At 72.9% G+C, this 17862-nt stretch carries 16 protein-coding genes and 1 tRNA gene; 3 read left to right on the plus strand and 14 right to left on the minus strand.

Annotated features, from left to right (window positions below; genetic code table 11):
• Positions 1–10 precede the first annotated feature (10 nt).
• The 5 genes from pcaDC to FB382_RS17870 are packed head-to-tail and all read right to left on the minus strand — an operon-like array spanning position 11 to position 4919.
• Positions 11–1189 (minus strand): bifunctional 3-oxoadipate enol-lactonase/4-carboxymuconolactone decarboxylase PcaDC, encoded by a 1179-nt coding sequence (gene pcaDC / locus FB382_RS17850; RefSeq protein ID WP_182541031.1) that lies wholly within the window; start codon positions 1187–1189, stop codon positions 11–13.
• On the minus strand, positions 1186–2403 hold the full coding sequence (locus FB382_RS17855) for a lyase family protein (RefSeq protein ID WP_182541032.1): 1218 nt from the start codon (positions 2401–2403) through the stop codon (positions 1186–1188). The genes pcaDC and FB382_RS17855 overlap by 4 nt, the downstream gene beginning before the upstream one ends.
• Positions 2404–2407: 4 nt before the next feature.
• A complete protein-coding gene (gene pcaG, locus FB382_RS17860; protein WP_125036715.1) occupies positions 2408–2959 on the minus strand; it encodes a protocatechuate 3,4-dioxygenase subunit alpha in 552 nt (183 codons plus the stop codon).
• A complete protein-coding gene (gene pcaH / locus FB382_RS17865; protein WP_182541033.1) occupies positions 2956–3714 on the minus strand; it encodes a protocatechuate 3,4-dioxygenase subunit beta in 759 nt (252 codons plus the stop codon). Before pcaH ends, pcaG begins: the two co-directional genes overlap by 4 nt.
• Complete coding sequence (locus FB382_RS17870) at positions 3711–4919, minus strand: 4-hydroxybenzoate 3-monooxygenase (protein WP_182541034.1); 1209 nt, start codon at positions 4917–4919, stop codon at positions 3711–3713. Before FB382_RS17870 ends, pcaH begins: the two co-directional genes overlap by 4 nt.
• A gap of 80 nt (positions 4920–4999) precedes the next feature.
• Here FB382_RS17870 and FB382_RS17875 point away from each other — a divergent pair, with 80 nt between their 5' ends.
• On the plus strand, positions 5000–5773 hold the full coding sequence (locus tag FB382_RS17875; RefSeq protein ID WP_182541035.1) for an IclR family transcriptional regulator: 774 nt from the start codon (positions 5000–5002) through the stop codon (positions 5771–5773).
• On the opposite strand, the gene FB382_RS17880 is transcribed toward FB382_RS17875, so the two are convergent.
• Positions 5761–6846 carry an amidohydrolase family protein gene (locus FB382_RS17880; RefSeq protein WP_182541036.1) on the minus strand — a complete coding sequence of 362 codons (1086 nt, stop codon included), beginning with the start codon at positions 6844–6846 and terminating at the stop codon, positions 5761–5763. The genes FB382_RS17875 and FB382_RS17880 overlap by 13 nt on opposite strands.
• Positions 6847–7040: 194 nt before the next feature.
• Between FB382_RS17880 and FB382_RS17885 the strand changes: the two genes are divergently transcribed.
• Complete coding sequence (locus FB382_RS17885) at positions 7041–7685, plus strand: hypothetical protein (RefSeq protein WP_182541037.1); 645 nt, start codon at positions 7041–7043, stop codon at positions 7683–7685.
• 22 nt (positions 7686–7707) lie between these two features.
• Here the strand turns inward: FB382_RS17885 and FB382_RS17890 are convergent, their stop codons facing one another.
• The 3 genes from FB382_RS17890 to FB382_RS17900 all read right to left on the minus strand — a co-directional run bounded on the left by FB382_RS17890 (position 7708) and on the right by FB382_RS17900 (position 8771).
• Positions 7708–8223 (minus strand): DUF5994 family protein, encoded by a 516-nt coding sequence (locus tag FB382_RS17890; protein ID WP_182541038.1) that lies wholly within the window; start codon positions 8221–8223, stop codon positions 7708–7710.
• 148 nt (positions 8224–8371) lie between these two features.
• Positions 8372–8444 (minus strand) — tRNA-Thr (locus FB382_RS17895).
• Positions 8445–8588: 144 nt separating this feature from the next.
• The gene (locus tag FB382_RS17900) at positions 8589–8771 is read right to left on the minus strand and encodes a hypothetical protein (RefSeq protein WP_182541039.1); all 183 of its coding nucleotides are present in this window, start codon (positions 8769–8771) and stop codon (positions 8589–8591) included.
• 105 nt (positions 8772–8876) lie between these two features.
• Here FB382_RS17900 and FB382_RS17905 point away from each other — a divergent pair, with 105 nt between their 5' ends.
• Entirely contained in the window at positions 8877–9800 is a 924-nt protein-coding gene (locus FB382_RS17905) for a LysR family transcriptional regulator (RefSeq protein ID WP_182541040.1), read from the plus strand.
• Positions 9801–9815: 15 nt separating this feature from the next.
• Here the strand turns inward: FB382_RS17905 and FB382_RS17910 are convergent, their stop codons facing one another.
• The 5 genes from FB382_RS17910 to FB382_RS17930 all read right to left on the minus strand — a co-directional run bounded on the left by FB382_RS17910 (position 9816) and on the right by FB382_RS17930 (position 17662).
• On the minus strand, positions 9816–11387 hold the full coding sequence (locus FB382_RS17910) for an alpha/beta fold hydrolase (RefSeq protein WP_182541041.1): 1572 nt from the start codon (positions 11385–11387) through the stop codon (positions 9816–9818).
• Positions 11384–12532, minus strand: coding sequence for a DNA polymerase III subunit delta' (locus FB382_RS17915; RefSeq protein ID WP_182541042.1), 1149 nt, complete (start codon positions 12530–12532; stop codon positions 11384–11386). The genes FB382_RS17910 and FB382_RS17915 overlap by 4 nt, the downstream gene beginning before the upstream one ends.
• Positions 12529–13182 carry a dTMP kinase gene (gene tmk, locus FB382_RS17920; protein ID WP_343055658.1) on the minus strand — a complete coding sequence of 218 codons (654 nt, stop codon included), beginning with the start codon at positions 13180–13182 and terminating at the stop codon, positions 12529–12531. Before tmk ends, FB382_RS17915 begins: the two co-directional genes overlap by 4 nt.
• A gap of 176 nt (positions 13183–13358) precedes the next feature.
• Positions 13359–16076 carry a type I DNA topoisomerase gene (topA, locus tag FB382_RS17925; RefSeq protein WP_182541043.1) on the minus strand — a complete coding sequence of 906 codons (2718 nt, stop codon included), beginning with the start codon at positions 16074–16076 and terminating at the stop codon, positions 13359–13361.
• 95 nt (positions 16077–16171) lie between these two features.
• Entirely contained in the window at positions 16172–17662 is a 1491-nt protein-coding gene (locus tag FB382_RS17930) for a DUF7059 domain-containing protein (protein WP_182541044.1), read from the minus strand.
• Positions 17663–17862 lie beyond the last annotated feature (200 nt).

The following is a 17862-nucleotide window of genomic DNA, read 5'->3' on the forward strand; positions in this document are numbered from 1 at the left end:
CTCTCCGTGGTCAGGCGTCGCCGAGCTCGGCCAGCACCTGCTGGGCGATCCGGAACGCGGTGTTGGCGTCGGGCACTCCGCAGTAGATGGCGGTCTGCAGGAGCACCTCCTTGATCTCCTCCACGCTCAGCCCGTTGGTGCGGGCGGCGCGGACGTGCATGGCGAGCTCCTCGTGGTGGCCGCGCGCGACCAGCGCGGTGAGCGTGACGATCGAGCGGGCCCGGCGGTCGAGGCCCGGACGGGTCCACACCCCGCCCCAGGCGTACTCGGTGATGAACTCCTGGAAGTCGCGCGTGAAGTCGGTCGCGGCGGCGGTCGCCCGGTCGACGTGGGCGTCGCCGAGCACCTCGCGGCGGACGGCCATCCCCTGCTCGCGGACCTGGCCGACGGTCAGGTCGTCGCGGTCCGGCTCGCCGTGCGCGTGGCCGCGGATCAGCCGCGCCACGACCTCGGGAGCCTCGGCCGGCGCGAGGTGGGCGACGCCGTCGAGCACCACGAGGCGGCCGTCGGCGACCCCGTCGGCGATCTCGGCGAGCCCGTCGGTCGGGGTGGCGACGTCCTCGGCGCCGGCCACGGCGAGGACGGGGACCTTGATCTCCCCCAGCCGGTCGCGTACGTCGAACGCCGCGAGGGCACGGCACACCGCGACGTACCCGTCGTCGCGGGCGTCGGCCAGCGAGTGCAGCAGCGCGGAGCCACGGTCGGGCTCGCGGTCGAGGAAGCCGGGGCCGAACCAGCGCTGGGCCGACGCGCTCACCACCGCCGGCGTGCCGGAGGTGCCGACGAGCTCGGCGCGCTCGGTCCACGACTCGACCGTGCCGATCCGGGCGCCGGTGCACAGCAGGGTGGCCGAGGCGACCCGGTGGGGCGCGTCGAGCAGCAGCTGGAGGCCGACCGCGCCGCCGACGGAGTCGCCGGCGTAGTGGAAGGAGACCGGCGTGAAGCTCTCGACCATCGCGTCGACGAGGTCGAGCACGTCGGCGGCCAGGCTGGCGATCGTGACCGGGTCCTCGACCGGGGTGCGGTTGCTGCCGTGGCCGGGCAGGTCCCAGGCCACGACCTGGAAGTCCTGCGCCAGGTGACGGGCCGCGTCGGACCAGAGGGCCGTGGCGGAGGTGCCGAGCGAGGGCCCGAGCAGCAGCAGCGGCAGGTCGGGACGCCCTCCGAGGCGGACGGCGGTGACGGTCACGGGAGTTCTCCTTGGTCGTTCCGGTCGTGGGTCCGGTCGAGGGTCGCGTAGGCGCGGGCCAGCACCGCGTCGACCAGGTCGTCGGTCAGCCCGAGGTAGCTCTCGGCCGGCTCGCGGTCCACGAGCGCGGCCATGGTGCGCTGCTCGGCCAGCATGTCGGACCGGGCCGCCTTCAAGGTGTCCCACATCCGGTCACCGCGGACCCGCAGCCCCGCGAGGAGGTCCGAGGTCTGCCCTCCGGCCACGGCGGTACGACGGAGCAGGGTCGCCAGCGTCTCCCACTCGGCGTGCCACGCACCGTCGGCGCGCTCGTCGACCTGCTGGGCGGCGGCGAGGTGCAGCGTGGCGGCCAGCTGCGGGGTCGTGAGGGCCGCCCGGCGGACCAGCGTCGAGAGCACCGGGTTGGCCTTGTGCGGCATGGTCGACGACCCGCCACCGGTGCCCTCAGCGAGCTCGCCGATCTCCGGGCGCGCGAGGACCAGGACGTCGCCGGCGATCCGGCCCCAGGCATCGGTGCACCGCACGGCGGCGTCGCCGATCCGGGTCACCGCCGTGCGCGTGGTGTGCCAGGGCAGCGACGGGGCGAGCCCGAGGGTGCGGGCGGTCTCGGCCACGCAGGCCCGGGCGGCCTCCGGTCCCCCGAGCTCGACCAGGGCTGCGTGCGTGCCGGCGGCTCCCCCGAGCTGGAGGGGGTAGGCGAGCGCGGCGACGTCGTCGTACGCGTCGAGGACGGAGGTCAGCCAGACCGCGGCCTTGAGCCCGAACGTCGTCGGCACGGCGTGCTGGGTCAGGGTGCGGGCCACCATGGGGGTCGGCCGGTGCTCGTCGACGAGGTAGACGAGGGTCTGCGCCTGGGCCCGCAGCTGGTCCGTGACACGGCCCAGGGCTCGCCGCGCGGCCAGCACCAGGGCGCTGTCCACGACGTCCTGGCTGGTGAGGCCGCGGTGCACCCAGGTGCTCCCGGAGCGGTCGCGCAGCAGCGCGACGAGCGGGATCACCGGGTTGCCGCCGGCCTCCGCGGCCGCGGCGATCGCGGGGAGGTCGTCGGCGGTGACGAGGCCGCGCAGGTCGGCCTTCGCCGACGGCGGGGCGATGCCCGTCTCGACCAGCGCGGACAACCACGCCTGCTCGACCTCGACCATCGCGGCCAGCACGGCCACGTCCGACATCAGGTCACCGGCGCGGTCGTCGCCGGGCCACAGGAGCGCGCTCACGTCCTCAGTGTCCCGGATAGGTGAGGAAGACGGTCTCGCCCTCGCCCTGCAGCCGCACGTCGAACCGGTAGCCCTGCTCGTCGGCCGCGCAGACGAGCGTGGCCCGCCGGTCGGGGTCGACCCCGTCGAGGACCGGGTCGCTCGCACCGTCCGCCAGCGGCAGGTAGGCGCGCGTGAAGAGCCGGTTGAGCAGCCCGCGGGCGAACACCGTCACCGCGAAGTACGCCGGCCTCCCCGGCGCCATCGGGCCGGGCGGCAGGGTCGTGAACGTGTAGCCGCCGAGCCGGTCGCTGCTGGACCGGCCGAAGCCGGTGAACGTGTGGCCGTCGCGGCGGATCGAGCCCTGCGCCTGCACGACCCGGCCCTCGGGATCGGGCTGCCAGATCTCGACGAGCGCGTCGGGGACCGGGTTGCCGGCGCCGTCGTACACCGTGCCGTGGAGGCGGACCGAGCCGGGCGAGCCCGGCGGGACCAGGTCGCGGTCGCCCGGGTAGGGCAGCGCATAGTGGAAGAACGGGCCGACCGTCTGGCCCGGCGTGGGGACGAGCGTGCTCATGCGTGGTCCCCCTCGGGCTCCATCAGCGTGCGGTGGCTGCCGGTCAGCACGATGTCCCAGCGGTAGCCGGTCGCCCACTCGGGCGTCGTCAGGTCGTGGTCGTAGGTCGCGACGAGCCGGGCGCGGGCGGCCGGGTCGACGATGGCCTGGTAGATCGGGTCGAGCGCGAAGAGCGGGTCGCCCGGGAAGTACATCTGGGTGACCATCCGCTGGGTGAACTCCGTGCCGAACAGCGAGAAGTGGATGTGCGCCGGCCGCCAGGCGTTGCGGTGGTTGCGCCACGGGTAGGGCCCCGGCTTGATCGTGGTGAACGCGTAGGTGCCGTCGGCGTCGGTGAGGCAGCGGCCGACGCCGGTGAAGTTCGGGTCCAGCGGGGCCGGGTGCTGGTCGCGCTTGTGCACGTAGCGCCCGCCGGCGTTGGCCTGCCAGATCTCGACGAGCTGGCCGCGCACCGGCCGTCCCTCGCCGTCGACGACCCGGCCGGTGACCAGCATCCGCTCGCCGACCGGCTCGCCGCCGTGCTGGATGGTCAGGTCGGCCTCGAGCGGGTCGATGTCGCGCTCGCCGAAGACCGGCGCCCACAGCTCGATCCCCTCGGGGTCGGCGTGGTGCAGGTCCTTGGTGGGGTGGCGCAGCAGGCTCGAGCGGTAGGGCGGGTAGTCGAGGCGCGGCTGGGGCTCCTCGATCCCCGCGGCCTCGTGGGCCTTGGCGATCGCGGCGATCTCGTCGCTGATGGCTGTCTGGGTCTCGGTCATCGGGTGCTCCTGGCGGTCGTGGCGGGCCAGCCGGTGTAGGCCTCGGCGAGGTACGTCGATCCCGCCTCGGACCCGGTGACGAGAGCGAGCTCGCCGAGCTGGCGGCGTACGTCGAAGGGGGTGGCGTCGGGCAGGGCGTGCAGCATCGTGGTCATCCAGTAGGAGAAGTGCTGGGCCTTCCAGACCCGGGCCAGGGCCCGGGTCGTGTAGTCGTCCAGCGTCGAGGCGTCGTCCTTGCGGATCGCCCGCTCGAGCTCCTCGGCCAGCACCCGCACGTCGGCGAGCGCGAGGTTGAGGCCCTTGGCGCCGGTCGGCGGCACGGTGTGCGCGGCGTCGCCGGCGAGCAGCAGGTTGCCGTGCCGCATCGGCTCCTGGACGAAGCTGCGGAAGGGCAGCACGGACTTCGACGTGATCGGCCCCTCCCGGAGCGTGTAGCCGTTGGCGCCGACGCGGGCACCGAGCGCCTCCCAGATCCGGTCGTCGGACCAGTCGGCGACGTCGGTGGCGGGATCGCACTGGAAGTACATCCGCTGCAGGGTGTCGGTGCGCTGGCTGAGCAGCGCGAAGCCGAGCTCGGAGTGGTTGTAGACCAGCTCGGGAGCGCTCGGCGGCGCCTCGACGAGGATCCCGAACCACGCGAAGGGGTACTCCCGGAAGAACTGGCGGCGGCTGTCCTCGGGGACCGTCCGCCGGCACAGGCTCCGCGAGCCGTCGGCGCCGACGAGGTAGTCGCAGCGCACCTCCTGGGCCACACCGTCCGCGTCGGTGAACGTGAGGCCCGGCTGCGGTGAGGTGAGGTCGTGGACGGCGACGTCGGTGACGCCGAACCGTACGTCGCCCCCGTCGCGCTCCCGCGCGTCCGCGAGGTCGATGAAGACGTCGGTCTGGGGGTAGAGCTGCGCGCTCGCCCCGACCAGTCCGCGGAAGTCGATGCGGTGCCCGGCGCCGCCGAAGGCCAGCTCGATGCCCTCGTGCTCGTAGCCGTCGCGCAGCACCCGGTCGGAGACGCCGGTGTCGACGAGCAGCCGGACGCTGTCCTGCTCGAGGATGCCCGCGCGGTGGGTCTCCTCGATCTCGCGGCGGCTGCGCAGGTCGACGGCGACCGAGTCGATGCCGGCGAGCGCGAGCAGGTGGGCCAGCATCAGGCCGGCGGGGCCCGCACCGACGATGCCGACGGTGGTGCGGGTGCGGACGGGGCTGGTCATGGGGAGAGTCTGCGGCCCGGGTGGCGGTCGTCACCACGAGTCACTTCCGCTGAGCGGAAGTGCGCGGCAGACTGTCACCCATGGCAGGCAACACCGCGCGGCCTGGCGCCAGCGTCACCAGCCGCTCCCTGGCCCTGCTCGGCGCCTTCGACGACGAGCACCGGCGGCTCACCCTCACCGAGCTCGCCGCGCGGGCGGACCTGCCGCTCCCGACCGCGCACCGGCTCGTCGGCGAGCTGGTCGGGTGGGGCGCGCTCTCCCGGACCCGGGACGGTCACTACGTCGTGGGCCGCCGGCTGTGGGACCTCGGCCTGCTCGCGCCCGTGCAGACCGGCCTGCGCGAGCTGGCCTCGCCCTATCTCCACGACCTGTACGGCGCCACGCTGGCCACGGTGCACCTCGCGGTCCGCGACGGGCTCGAGGTGCTCTACCTCGACCGGCTGCGCGGCAACACCTCCGTGCCAATCGTCAGCACGGTCGGGTCCCGGCTGCCCCTGCACGCCACGGCGGTCGGCAAGGTCCTGCTCGCGCACGCCCCGCCGGAGGTGCGGCAGGAGGTCCTGGGCAACCTGACCCGCATCACGGCGTACACGATCACCCAGCCGGGCACCCTCCAGCGCCAGCTGGCGCGGGTGCTGCGCGACGACCACGCCACGACGGTCGAGGAGATGAGCCCGGGCGCCTGCTCGGTGGCCGTCCCGATCCGCAGCGGCACCCGCGTCGTGGCCGCCCTCGGCATGGTCGTGCCCTCGCTGAAGAACGACCGGCCGCGGCTGGTCGCCGCCCTCCAGGTCGCGGCGCGCGGGATCGGCCGGCGGCTGCCCGCGGAGACGAGTGAGCCTCAGAGTCGGTAGAGGCGCTCGGCGTTCTCGTGGCCGATGAGGTGCAGGACGCGCAGCGCGTCGTCGGCCGACCACTCGTCCTCGCCGACCCAGGCGCCGAGCACCTGCGCCATCGCGCGCCGCCAGCGCAGGGCACCGAGCAGGTGCAGCTCGGCCGGCCCCCAGGCGTCAGAGGAGTAGAGCTGCTTGGTGAACGGCGCGAGCTCCAGCGACTCGGCCACCACCTGACGGGCCTGGCTGCCGACCTGGGCCAGCCCCGCCCCGACGTCGACGTGGACGTGGACGAAGACCCGGGCCAGGTAGCCCGCCTCCCGGTGGAACGGGTAGCCGTGGAGCAGCACGACCGGCACCCCGCTCGCCTCGGTGGCCCGCAGCCAGCCGCTCAGCAGCAGCGGGTTGGCGTACGGCAGGTCCAGGTCGGCGTCGCCGTGCCCGCACTGCACCTGCACGGGCAGGCCGAGGTCGATCGCGCACCACAGCAGGTGCCGCTCGAGCACCGGGTCGGTCACCTGCTCCTCCCCGGCCTGAAGCATGCGGTCCGCCGCCTGCCGCACCGCATCCTCGCTCGGCCGCCCGGGGTCGAGGTCGAAGCCGGCCCGGTGGGCCAGCGCGCCGACGGTCGCCTTCGCGTCTCGGGTCGCGGCGTGCAGCGCGGCGGGGAAGGCCGTGACGAACGCGACCGGGTCGTCGGTGCGACGCAGGAGGTACGCCGCGAGGCTCTCCAGCCGCACGACCTCGTGGACCGCGGCGCCGGACGCCGCGGCGTGCTCCGCGGGCGCGAGCACCGAGCCCACGTCGTACCCGGTGTCGAGGAGGTACGTCGACACCGCGGCCGCCCCGAGCAGCCGGCGGTTGACCTCGGGCTCGCCCAAGGTGCTGCGGGCGGACCAGTACTCCTCGGCCGTCGCGTGTTCGTCGAGTCCCAGGGCCGGAGCACACCACCGCCGGACCGAGAAGCCGAGCTGCGAGTCGAGCGGGCTGCCGCCGAGCATCGCCTCGAAGGCGGAGCGGCGCTTGGGGGCGGCGCGCAGCGCGCCGTGGGCATGGTGGTCGACGAGGCGCACCGCGTCGGTCGCCACCTCCATGCAGCCTCCCCAGACCCGGGCGTCGGGCGAGCACCGAGCACCGCCACACGGAGGATCGCGGCTCCGCGGGGCGGGAACGGCGTGGTCGGGCCGCCGGTCCCCACAGTTGGGGATTGAACCCGGCCCCGGGACCGCTTCCATGGGACGAGAGCCACCTGGCGCACCCGGTGCCGCGGCTCGGGAGGCACCCACGGATGTCCGCGTCGCCGCTGCTCCGGTTCAGCCCGGTCGACCTGGTGCGGGTCCAGGTCGGCTACCGGACGCGGCCGGGGAGCCCGGCGGACCTGCAGTTCCTGCTCGACCTGCCCGTGCCCGAGACCGACCCACACGGCGGCCGCCTCCTCGACGAACAGGGCCTCCTCGCCGGTCTCGAGCCGGTCCTCTTCCTCGACGCCGACGCGCCCCGGCACTACTCGCTGCACGAGCACCGCTGGCACACGAGCTGGGGCGCGAGCCCCGGCGTGCTGGAGATCGGCGTCCTCGTCACCACCGGGACCGGCGCGGCCGCGATCGAGCAGGTCGCCACCGACGTGGTCATCCGCGCCTTCCACGGCCTCCTCGCCGCCACCGGCTCGCCCGACTCCGCCCCCATCCCCCGCGACGCGGCCATCCTGCGGGCCCGCCGGGGCGCCGCGACCGCCTTCGGGCTCGACGCCGACTCGCTCTCACTCAGCGCCGAGCAGCACGACCACGGCCGGAACGCCTGGTCGGTCGCGCTCCGCACGCTCCCGGGAGCCGAGGTCGACGTCGTGGTCGGCCTCGTCGACGGGTACGCCGGCTCCCTCCGCCTCCGCCACGTCGGCCACCTCGAGGTGCACGACTCGGTCGGCGCAGAGTGATCGCCGTCGAGCGGGACCGGGCTCAGTCGGTCGGCGCCATCGGCCCGTAGCCGCCGCCGTCGTCGTCCCAGACCTGGCTTCCCCGGTCCTCGCGACCGCGTGCGATGCCGAGGAGATCGGCAGCGGCGCGGTGGCCGTGCTCGTTCGCGGAGCGGGTCATGAGCTCCCGGGCGCGATCGGGCGGGGTGTCGTCCGGCACGACCAGCAGGCGCAGACGCCGCCCCGAGGACATCTTCAGGACCATCAGGTGCGTGTCGTCACTGGGGAACGAGCCCACCTTGATGGGGCCGCGAGCGGTCGGGACCTTGCGTGGCACGGGGCTCCCCGCGGGGCCGAGGTCCCAGTCCGGCCGGGAGAACAGGAGCCGGTCGATCCGGCCGCTGAGGATCGGGAAGTGGTCGACCAGGTCGGCGACCTCGACGTGCAGGTCACGCGAGTGCGGCCACCACGCCCCGTCGATGGGACTCGAGCCGGAGTGGTCCTGGAGTTGGAGGCGCAACGCGGTGTGCGGCGCCGGGACGGTCGGTGACGTCGTCATGACGTCCACCCTTCGTCTGCCCTTGGGAGCTCAGCGAGCTCGCCCTCGACAGGTGGTTGTCCCCAGCCTACGCCGACCCCGGTGATCCCCCTGGACGACGAACCGCCCCTCTCCTGCTGCGCGCAGGTGAGGGGCGGTTCCGTGTCCGAGCCGCCTGTCAGAATCGAACTGACGACCTTCTCATTACGAGTGAGATGCTCTACCGACTGAGCTAAGGCGGCGCGCTGCCCGGGACGATCCGTGGACCATGGGTCCGGGCAACCCGGGGAAGTATAGGTGCGTCTCCATCCGGTTGTGAAACCGGCGCACGTCCCCGGTGGATCGGCACTGCTGGACGCGTGCCGAACGACTGGTTCAGAGGAGGCTCACGCCGCCAGCGTGACCTCACGGGCCTGCGCGGCGGCGCGACCGGTGGTCATCGTCTGGTCCGCACCGCACCAGCAGGTGAAGGCGACGACGATGCCGTGGTCGGTGTTGGTCATGGAGGTGACCTGGCTCGGGAAGATCAGCTCGCGCTTGTCGCAGGACGTGCAGTGGTGGTCGAACATGAGGACCTCCCTCTCGAGGACGGCAGACGGGTGCACCCACAATGATCCGACCTTTCAAGTCATAGGGGTAGCCTCTCTTTCCGATAGAACCCGAAGGAGATTCCTATGCTTTCGCTGCACCAGCTCCGCTGCTTCCTGGCGACCTACGAGCAGGGCTCCCTCACCGCCGCCGCCGAGGAGCTCGGCTATGCCCAGCCCTCGGTCTCCGAGCAGATCCGCACGCTCGAGAAGTCGCTCGGCGCGCCCCTCTTCCACCGCGTCGGCCGCGGCGTCGTCCCGACCGCGGTCGGCGAATCCCTGCGCCCGCACGCCGAGGCCACCATCGCCGCGGCCGAGGAGGCTCGCCGCGCGGCCGAGAGCGTGGTCTCGCTGGAGACCGGGACGATCCGCTTCGGGATGTTCGGCACCGCCCGCCTGTACGCCGGAGCCGGACTCGTGGCCGACGTGCTGGCCCGCCACCCCGGCGTCCGCGTCGAGCTGATCGGCCAGAACTCCACCGACGTGCAGGAGGACCTGCGCCGCGGCCGGATCGAGGCCGCGATGATCGCCGTACCGACCGTGAGCGAGGGCATGCAGGTCACCCCCGTGGCCCGCGACGAGCTCGTCTACATCAGCGCGGACCCCGAGAAGCTGACCTCGCCGGTCACCGCCCACCGGCTCTCGCAGGCCTCCCTGGTGATGCCCGAGACGACGTGGCGCGCGGACGACTCGACCCGCATCGTGCTGCGCCAGATGCTGCACGAGACCGGCCGCAACCCGCAGACCCGGATCGAGGTCGAGGACGTCGAGACCGCCGTCGAGCTGGTCGGCATGGGGCTGGCCGACTCGGTCATCCCGCGCGGCGCCGCCGAGCAACTGCTCCCCCGGCTCGCCCCGGCGGCAGGCTGGGTCTCGCTGCGTCCCCGGCAGTTCGACACGCTCGCGATCGTGCACCGCCAGGGCGCGACCCTGTCCCCCGCCGCCCGGCTGATGATCGAGCTCGCCACCACCCGGATCCAGGCCATCGCCGAGCCGATCCACCCGCGCTGACGATGCCGGGGCGGATCAGCAGGACAGCCCGTCCTGCGGCACCGTGCCGTCGATGAGGTAGGACTCGACGGCCTCGTCGACGCAGTCGTTGCCGGAGTTGTAGCCGGTGTGCCCGTCGCCGTCGCGGCGGATCAGCACCCCGGACTCCAGCTGCGCGGCGAGGTGGACCGCCCACTGCATGGGGGTGGCCGGGTCGCGGGTCGTGCCGATCACCACGATCGGTGCGGCCCCCGCCGCCCGGACCGTGCGCGGCTTCTCCGTCGTGCGTGCCTTCACCCCACCGCAGTTGGTCAGGCTCCACGCGAAGACGTCGCCGAAGGTCGGCGAGGCCTTCTCGAAGGCCGGCAGGTTGGCCGCGACCTGCGACTCCGGGATCGCGTAGGGCTCGTCGAGGCAGCTGATGGCATAGAGCGCCTCCATCGAGTTGTCGTCGTAGCCCCCCGACTGGTTGCGCGAGGTGTAGAGGTCCGAGAGCAGCAGCAGCGTGCTGCCGTCGCCGGAGAAGCCCGAGCGCAGCGCCTGGCTGAGGATGTACCAGTAGTCGCGGTTGTAGAGCGGCGCGACGATCCCGAGGAAGGCGTTGCCGACGGCGAGCTCGCGGTCGGTGCTGGTCTGCAGCGGCTGCTGGTCGACCTGGTCGAGGAACGCCTTGATCCTCGCCAGCCCCTCGTCGACCGTGCTGCCGAGGAAGCAGCCGTCGGTGGAGTCGACGCAGTTCTGGACGTAGGCCTCGAGCGCGGTCTGGAAGCCGGCCGCCTGCTCGAGGGCCAGCTCGCGCGGACCGATCGACAGGTCGACGGCGCCGTCGAGGACGAGCCGCCCGACCTTCTGCGGGAAGAGGTCGGCGTACGTCGCTCCCAGCTTGGTGCCGTAGGACGCGCCGAGGTAGGTCAGCCGCGACTCGCCGAGGGCCGCGCGCAGCACGTCCATGTCGCGCGCCGCCTCGATCGTCGAGACGTGCGAGGCGAGCTTGCCGGAGCGGGCGACGCAGCCGGCGCCCTGCTCGTCGACGTAGCGCATGTAGGCGCGCTTCTCCGCCGCCGTGTCCGGGTCGGGGTCGGAGGCGATGTAGGTGTCCAGCTGCGCGTCGCTGAGGCAGTCGACCGGGTCGGAGTCGCCGGTGCCGCGCGGGTCGAAGCCGACGATGTCGAAGTGGTCGAGCAGCGGCTGGCGGAAGACGTCCTTGGCCGAGGCGGCGTAGGACGTGCCGGGGGCACCCGGCCCTCCCGGGTTGACCACGAGCGAGCCGACGCGGGCGCCGGGGTCGGCGGCGGGGACCTTGAGGAGGGACAGCTGGATGACGGTGCCGCCGGGGCGGGCGTAGTCGAGCGGGACGGTCAGCGTCGCGCACTCGAAGCTGTCACGGCACGGCGACCAGTCGAGCTTCTGGTGGTAGTAGGCGGCGAGGTCGGCGGCGGGCGGCTGGGTGGCGTCGGGCTGCGGCGTCGTGGTGGGTGCGGGCCCGGAGCTGGTCGACGAGGAGGACGGGTCGGACCGGAACGCGACGAGGGCGGCGATGGCGCCGCCGGTGACCAGGAGCCCGACCACGACCAGGATCGCGACGACCTTGACGGCCGTCGACCTCACCGCGCACTCCCGTCGGGCGCCTTGAGCGCCACCATCATCGACTCGAGCGCGAGGGCCACGGGGACATTGAACTCCAGCATCTGCTCCCGTGCCTCGAAGATCCACGAGATCCTCCGCAGGTTGAGCTCGGGCGTGGCGGTGCGGGCCAGCTGCGCGACGTCGCCGCGGATCTCCTCGTTGACCAGGGCCCCGGGTGCCCCGGTCGCCACGGCGATCGCGTCGCGGTAGACCGACACGAGGTCCATGAGGCTCCGGTCGACGACGTCGAGGTGGCGGCGCTTGGCGCGGGTCTTCTGGCCGCGCTCGAGGGCGGCGAGGGCCGGGGAGTACTCCCGGGGGCGACGGCCGCGCTCGACCACGCCGTAGGCGGAGTCGAGGTCGACCTTCTCCCGCGCGTCGAGGTCGCTGGTGATCGCGTCGGCCTCCTCCTTCGTCACGTCGGCGAGGTTGGCCGCGGCGGTCATGCAGGCGCCCAGCGTGGTGAGCCGCGCCGGGATCCCGACGACCTCACGGCGGCGGTTGCGGGTCGCCTCGTCCCGGGCGAGCGCCCGGGCGCGGCCGATGTGTCCCTGGCTGGCGCGGGCGGCGTACGACGCCAGCGCCTCGCCGACGCCGTCGGTGCGGCGCAGGAAGGCTGCGACGTCCTCGGCGGTCGGCGTGGTGAGCGTGACCAGTCGGCAGCGCGAGCGGATCGTGGGCAGGACGTCCTCGACGGTGGGCGCGCAGAGCATCCAGACGGTGCGGTCGGTGGGCTCCTCGATGGCCTTGAGCAGGGCGTTGCAGGCCTGGTCGGTGAGCCGGTCGGCGTCCTCGACGATGAGGACCTGCCAGCGGCGCCCGACCGGGGCGAGCGCGGCGCGGCGGACCAGGTCGCGGACCTCGTCGACGCCGATCGAGAGCTTCTCGGTGCGGATCACCGACACGTCGGCGTGCGACCCGGAGAGCACCGTGTGGCACGCGTGGCAGGTGCCGCAGCCGGCCTGCTCGCACTCCAGGGCTGCTGCGAAGGCGATCGCGGCGTTGGACCGGCCCGACCCGGGCGGGCCGGTGAACAGCCACGAGTGGGTCATCCCGTGCCCCTCGGCGGCGGTGCGCAGCGCCTCGGCGGCGCGGTGCTGGCCGACCAGGCCGTCCCAGACGGTCATCGCCGGCTCGCCTGTCCCAGCAGCGGGCGGACCCGGTCGAGGACCGCGGCCGCGATGTCGTCGACGGCGGCGCGCGCGTCGAGGACGAGGTAGTGGTCGGGGTCGGCTGCGGCCATGGCCAAGAACGCCTCGCGCACCCGCACATGGAACTCCAGCGACTCTCCCTCGATCCGGTCGCGCTCCTCGAAGCGCGCCAACCCCTGCTCGGGCTGCAGGTCGAGCACGACCGTCAGGTGCGGCCGCAGGTCGCGGGTGGCCCACCGGGCCACGGACTCGACCTCGCTGACGGGCAGGGTGCGCCCGGCGCCCTGGTAGGCGAGCGTGGAGTCGACGTAGCGGTCGGTGACCACGACCGCGCCACGGTCGAGCGCCGGCTGGACGACGGTGTCGACGTGCTCGGCCTTGTCCGCGGCGTACAGCAGGACCTCGGTGCGGTCGGACAGCGCGCCGGTCTCGGGGCTCAGGACGATCCGGCGCATCTCCTTGCCGACCGGCGTGTCCCCGGGCTCGAACGTCAGCACGACGTCGAAGCCCTCGGCCTCCAGCGACTCGCGGAGCCGCCGGGACTGGGTGGACTTGCCGGATCCCTCGCCGCCCTCGAAGCACACGAAGACGCCGGTGGAGGCGTAGCTGCCCGGGTAGTCCGTCACGCCGCACAGCCTAGAGGCGGGCACCCACAGCCCGTCCCTCGCCGGGGTGTGGCGGGGTCCGGGGTTGCGCGCGATCGTTCAATTGCTGGGAAAGGCACCGTCTCCGGGCGAGAACAGGTCACTTTCCCAGCAATTGAACGGTTACGGCCGCAACCAGCCCGCCGAGCGGGCCGAGGTCAGGACTTCTTCACGGCGGTCTTCTTGGCGGCGGTCTTCTTGGCCGCCGACTTCTTGGTGGCCGTCTTCTTGGCCGCCGACTTCTTGGCGGGTGCCTTCTTCGCGCCCTTCTTGGCCGTCTTCTTGGCCGGACCCTTCGCGCGCCGCTCGGCGAGCAGCTCGGCCGCCCGCTCGATGGTGATCTCCTCGACGGAGTCGTCCTTGCGGAGCGTGGCGTTGTACTCGCCGTCGGTGACGTACTCGCCGAAGCGGCCCGCCTTCACCACGACCGGCTGCCCGGAGACCGGGTCGTTGCCGAGCTCCTTGAGCGGCGGGGCGGCCGCGGCCCGGCCACGCTGCTTGGGCTGGGCGTAGATCCGCAGCGCCTCGTCCAGGGTGATGGTGAGCAGCTGGTCCTCGGAGGTCAGCGACCGGGAGTCGGTGCCCTTCTTCAGGTAGGGCCCGTAGCGGCCGTTCTGGGCGGTGATCTCCTCGCCGTCCTCGCCGACGCCGACCACGCGCGGCAGCGACAGCAGCTTGACGGCGTCCTCGAGCGAGACCGTGTCCAGCGACATCGACTTGAACAGCGAGCCGGTGCGCGGCTTGGCGTTCTTGGGGGCGTCCTCGGGCAGGATCTCGGTGACGTAGGGGCCGAAGCGGCCGTTCTTCGCCACGACCTCCAGACCGCTCTCGGGGTGGACGCCGAGCTCGATCTCCTCGCCGGCGGGGTTCTCGAAGAGCTCCTTGGCCTTGGCCATGGTGAGCTCGTCCGGCGGGAGGTCGTCGGGCACGTTGGCCCGCTTGCCGATCGGGTTGCCCTCGTCGTCGGGACCCTCGAGGTAGGGGCCGTAGCGACCCACCCGCAGGTTGATGCCGGCCTCGGGGTCGCCGATCGGGAAGGTCGCCAGCTCGCGGGCGTCGATGTCGCCGAGCTCGGTGACCAGCGCGTGCAGGCCCTTGAGCCGCTCGGAGCCGTAGTAGAACTCGCCGAGCTCGGTGTTGCGGTCCTTGCGGCCCGCCGCGATCTCGTCGAGCACGTCCTCCATCTCGGCGGTGAACTCGTAGGAGACCTGGCGCGTGAAGTGCTCCTCCAGCAGCCGGATCACCGAGAACGCCAGCCAGGCCGGCACCAGCGCCGTGCCCTTCTTGTAGACGTAGCCGCGGTTGAGGATGGTGCCGATGATCGAGGCGTACGTCGACGGGCGGCCGATCTCGCGCTCCTCGAGCTCCTTGATCAGCGTGGCCTCGGTGTATCGGGCGGGCGGCTTGGTCTCGTGGCCGGAGGCGCTGACGGAGGCGGCCGTGACGGCGTCGCCCTCGACCAGCGCGGGCAGCCGGGTCTCGGCGTCGTCCTTCTGGGCGTCCTCGTCGGTGCCCTCGACGTACGCCTTGAGGAAGCCGTGGAAGGTGATCACACGACCGGACGCGGAGAACACGACGTCCTCGCCCGTGGCAGCCCCGCCGCCGAGGCGGATCGTGACCGACTGGCCGACGGCGTCCTTCATCTGCGAGGCCACCGTGCGCATCCAGATCAGCTCGTAGAGCCGGAACTGGTCACCGGTGAGCCCGGTCTGCGCGGGCGTGCGGAACGACTCGCCGGCGGGCCGGATCGCCTCGTGCGCCTCCTGGGCGTTCTTGACCTTGGAGGCGTAGGTCCGCGGGCTGTCCGGGAGGTACTCCGCGCCGTAGAGCTCGCGCACCTGCGACCGCGCCGCACCGACGGCGGAGTCCGACAACGTCGTGGAGTCGGTACGCATGTAGGTGATGAAGCCGTTCTCGTACAGCCGCTGCGCCACCGACATCGTCGAGGAGGCGCTGAAGCCCAGCTTGCGCGAGGCCTCCTGCTGCAGCGTGGTCGTGCGGAACGGCGCGTACGGCGATCGCCGGTAGGGCTTGGACTCCACCGAGCGGACGTCGTACGTCGCGTCCTCGAGCGCGGCCGCCAGGGCTTCCGCCCGGGCCCGGTCGAGGTGGACGACCTTGCCGTCGGCCGAGTCCTTGAGGAGCCCGTCCTGGCCGAAGTCGGAGCCGCGGGCGACGCGGGAGCCGTCGACGGAGTGCAGCTTGGCGGGGAACATCCGCTGCTCGTGCTTGCTGCCGGCGTCGAAGGTGCCCTCGAGGTCCCAGTAGGAGGCCATCCGGAACTTCATCCGGTCGCGTTCCTTGTCGACGACCAGCCGGGTCGCGACGGACTGCACGCGGCCCGCGGACAGGCCGGACATGACCTTCTTCCACAGCACCGGGGAGACCTCGTAGCCGTAGAGGCGGTCCAGGATGCGGCGCGCCTCCTGGGCCTCGACGAGGTCCATGTCGAGCTCGCGGGGGTTGTCGGCGGCGGCGAGGATCGCGGCCTTGGTGATCTCGTGGAAGACCATCCGCTTCACGGGGATGTTCTTCGGCTTCAGCTCGTCGAGGAGGTGCCAGGCGATCGCCTCCCCCTCGCGGTCCTCATCGGTGGCGAGGAAGAGCTCGTCGGCGTCCTTGAGCAGCGACTTGAGCTTGGCGATGTGCGACTTCTTGTCGCGCGGCACGACGTAGTAGGGCTCGAAGCCGTTCTCGACGTCGACCGCGAGGCGGCCCCACGGCTTGTCCTTGATCTTCGCCGGCGTGTCCGCGGCGTTGTTCGGGAGGTCGCGGATGTGGCCGATGGAGGACTCGACGACATAGCCCTGGCCGAGGTACCCGCCGATGGTGCGGGCCTTCGCCGGGGACTCGACGATCACCAACTTGTGTGCCACTGGCTGCTGTTTCCTGCCTTCAGATGCGGTTCAGATCCGTTGCCGCGCCCCGCGATGGGGCTCACGGCCGAACACGGTAGCGCGTCGGTCCACCCCTAGCTGTCGCCTGGCGCCTCGAGGAAGCCCTCGACGAGCAGCTCCCTCACGACTGGAAGGTACGTCGTGCGGGTCTCGGCGACGTCCAGGTCCAGCAGCTGGGCGAGCGCGTCGAGGATCTGGCCGACGGTCAGCTCGCCGTCGCAGGCACCCACCAGCGCCGCCTCCACGGTGTCGGCCTTCCGGGCCCGGCGCAGGCCGAGCTGCTGGCGCAGGACGACCGTCTCTGGGTCCTCCGCGCCGGGCTGGCCGATCGTCTCCTGCTGCACGTCGGGGCGTACGACGAGCCGGGAGTCGAGGTCGACGGGCACGTCGACGGCCGCGAACCACTCGCGGATCGCGGGCGCGACCGGCTGCTGCACCTCGTAGGGCCACGACAGGAAGTCCCGGGTGGTCGAGCCTGCTCCGGTGGTCGAGCCTGTCGAGACCCGGCGCCGGAGGTTGATCCAGCCGAAGCCGATCCCCTCGATGCCCTGCTCCTCGAACCACGACAGCCAGGTGTCGTAGCGGACGAGGTAGTCCGCGGCCCCGTGCAGCCCGGCGTCCTTGAGCCACAGCTCGACGTACGACGCGGGGTCGATGACCTCCCGCTGCACCACCAGGGCGTCGCAGTCGTCGGCGACCCACGGCGCGAGCCGCTCGTCCCACGGCTGGCCCTGTGCGATCACCCAGTTGGCCAGCACCTGGCAGACGCCGCCCTCGTTGAGGTGCCGCGGCGCGGCCCGGACGATGTCCTCGACGACGCGGTCCCCGGGGAGGCCGGAGTCGCGGTAGACGAGCCGCTCCCCGGTCGCCGGCGAGATGACGAACGGCGGGTTGGTCGCGATCAGGTCGAAGCGCTCGTCCGCGACGGGCTCGAAGAACGACCCGTCGCGTACGTCGATCGCGGCGGCCAGGTCGTTGAGCGCGGCGTTGAAGCGGGTCAGGCGCAGCGCCCGCTCGTTGACGTCAGTGGCCACGACCCGGGCCGCGTGGCCGGCCAGGTGCAGGGCCTGGACGCCGCAGCCCGTGCCGAGGTCGAGCGCGGTCGCGACCGGCTCGCGCAGGGTCAGCTGCGCCAGCGACGTGGACGCGGAGCTGATGCCGAGCACGTGCTCGGGGCCGACCCGGCTGTGGCTGCCGTCGAGGCCCGGGGTCAGGTCGCTGACGACCCAGAAGTCGCGGTCGCCGGTCGCGTAGGGGCGCACGTCCAGCCGCGCGGCCACCTCGCCGACCGTCTGCTCGATGAAGCCCTCGGCGGAGAGCCGGTCCAGCAGGCCGGGGAGGGCCGCCTCCGCGGCGGCCAGGTCGACCGGGGTCTGGAGGAGGAAGAGCCGGATCAGGGTGTCGAGGGGCGAGCCGCCCGCGGTCTGCCGGAGACCGGGCGTGGTCTCGTTGCGCCCGAGGGCCGCGTGGCCGACGGGCCCGAGCACCTCGGCGACGGCGTCGTAGGTGAAGCCCGCGAGGGCGAGGGCGTTGCGGAGCCGCTGGGGAAGATCGCTCGTCGTCACAACGGACCACCGTAGGGCCGACCACGGGTCTCCGGCACGCCCGGTCGCCGTCGGGGTCAAGGGGACGTGACCCCCCTCTCGGCCATGGTGGGGTAGCCCGAACGGGCCATCTCATGGCCAAAGCGAGCCAGATCGTCCGATCCGCTTCCTAGATTCGCGGGCAGCACCACACCAATCCGCGCGGCACGGGGGCTGCACGG

The organism is Nocardioides ginsengisegetis (assembly GCF_014138045.1).
GTDB lineage: Bacteria > Actinomycetota > Actinomycetes > Propionibacteriales > Nocardioidaceae > Nocardioides > Nocardioides ginsengisegetis.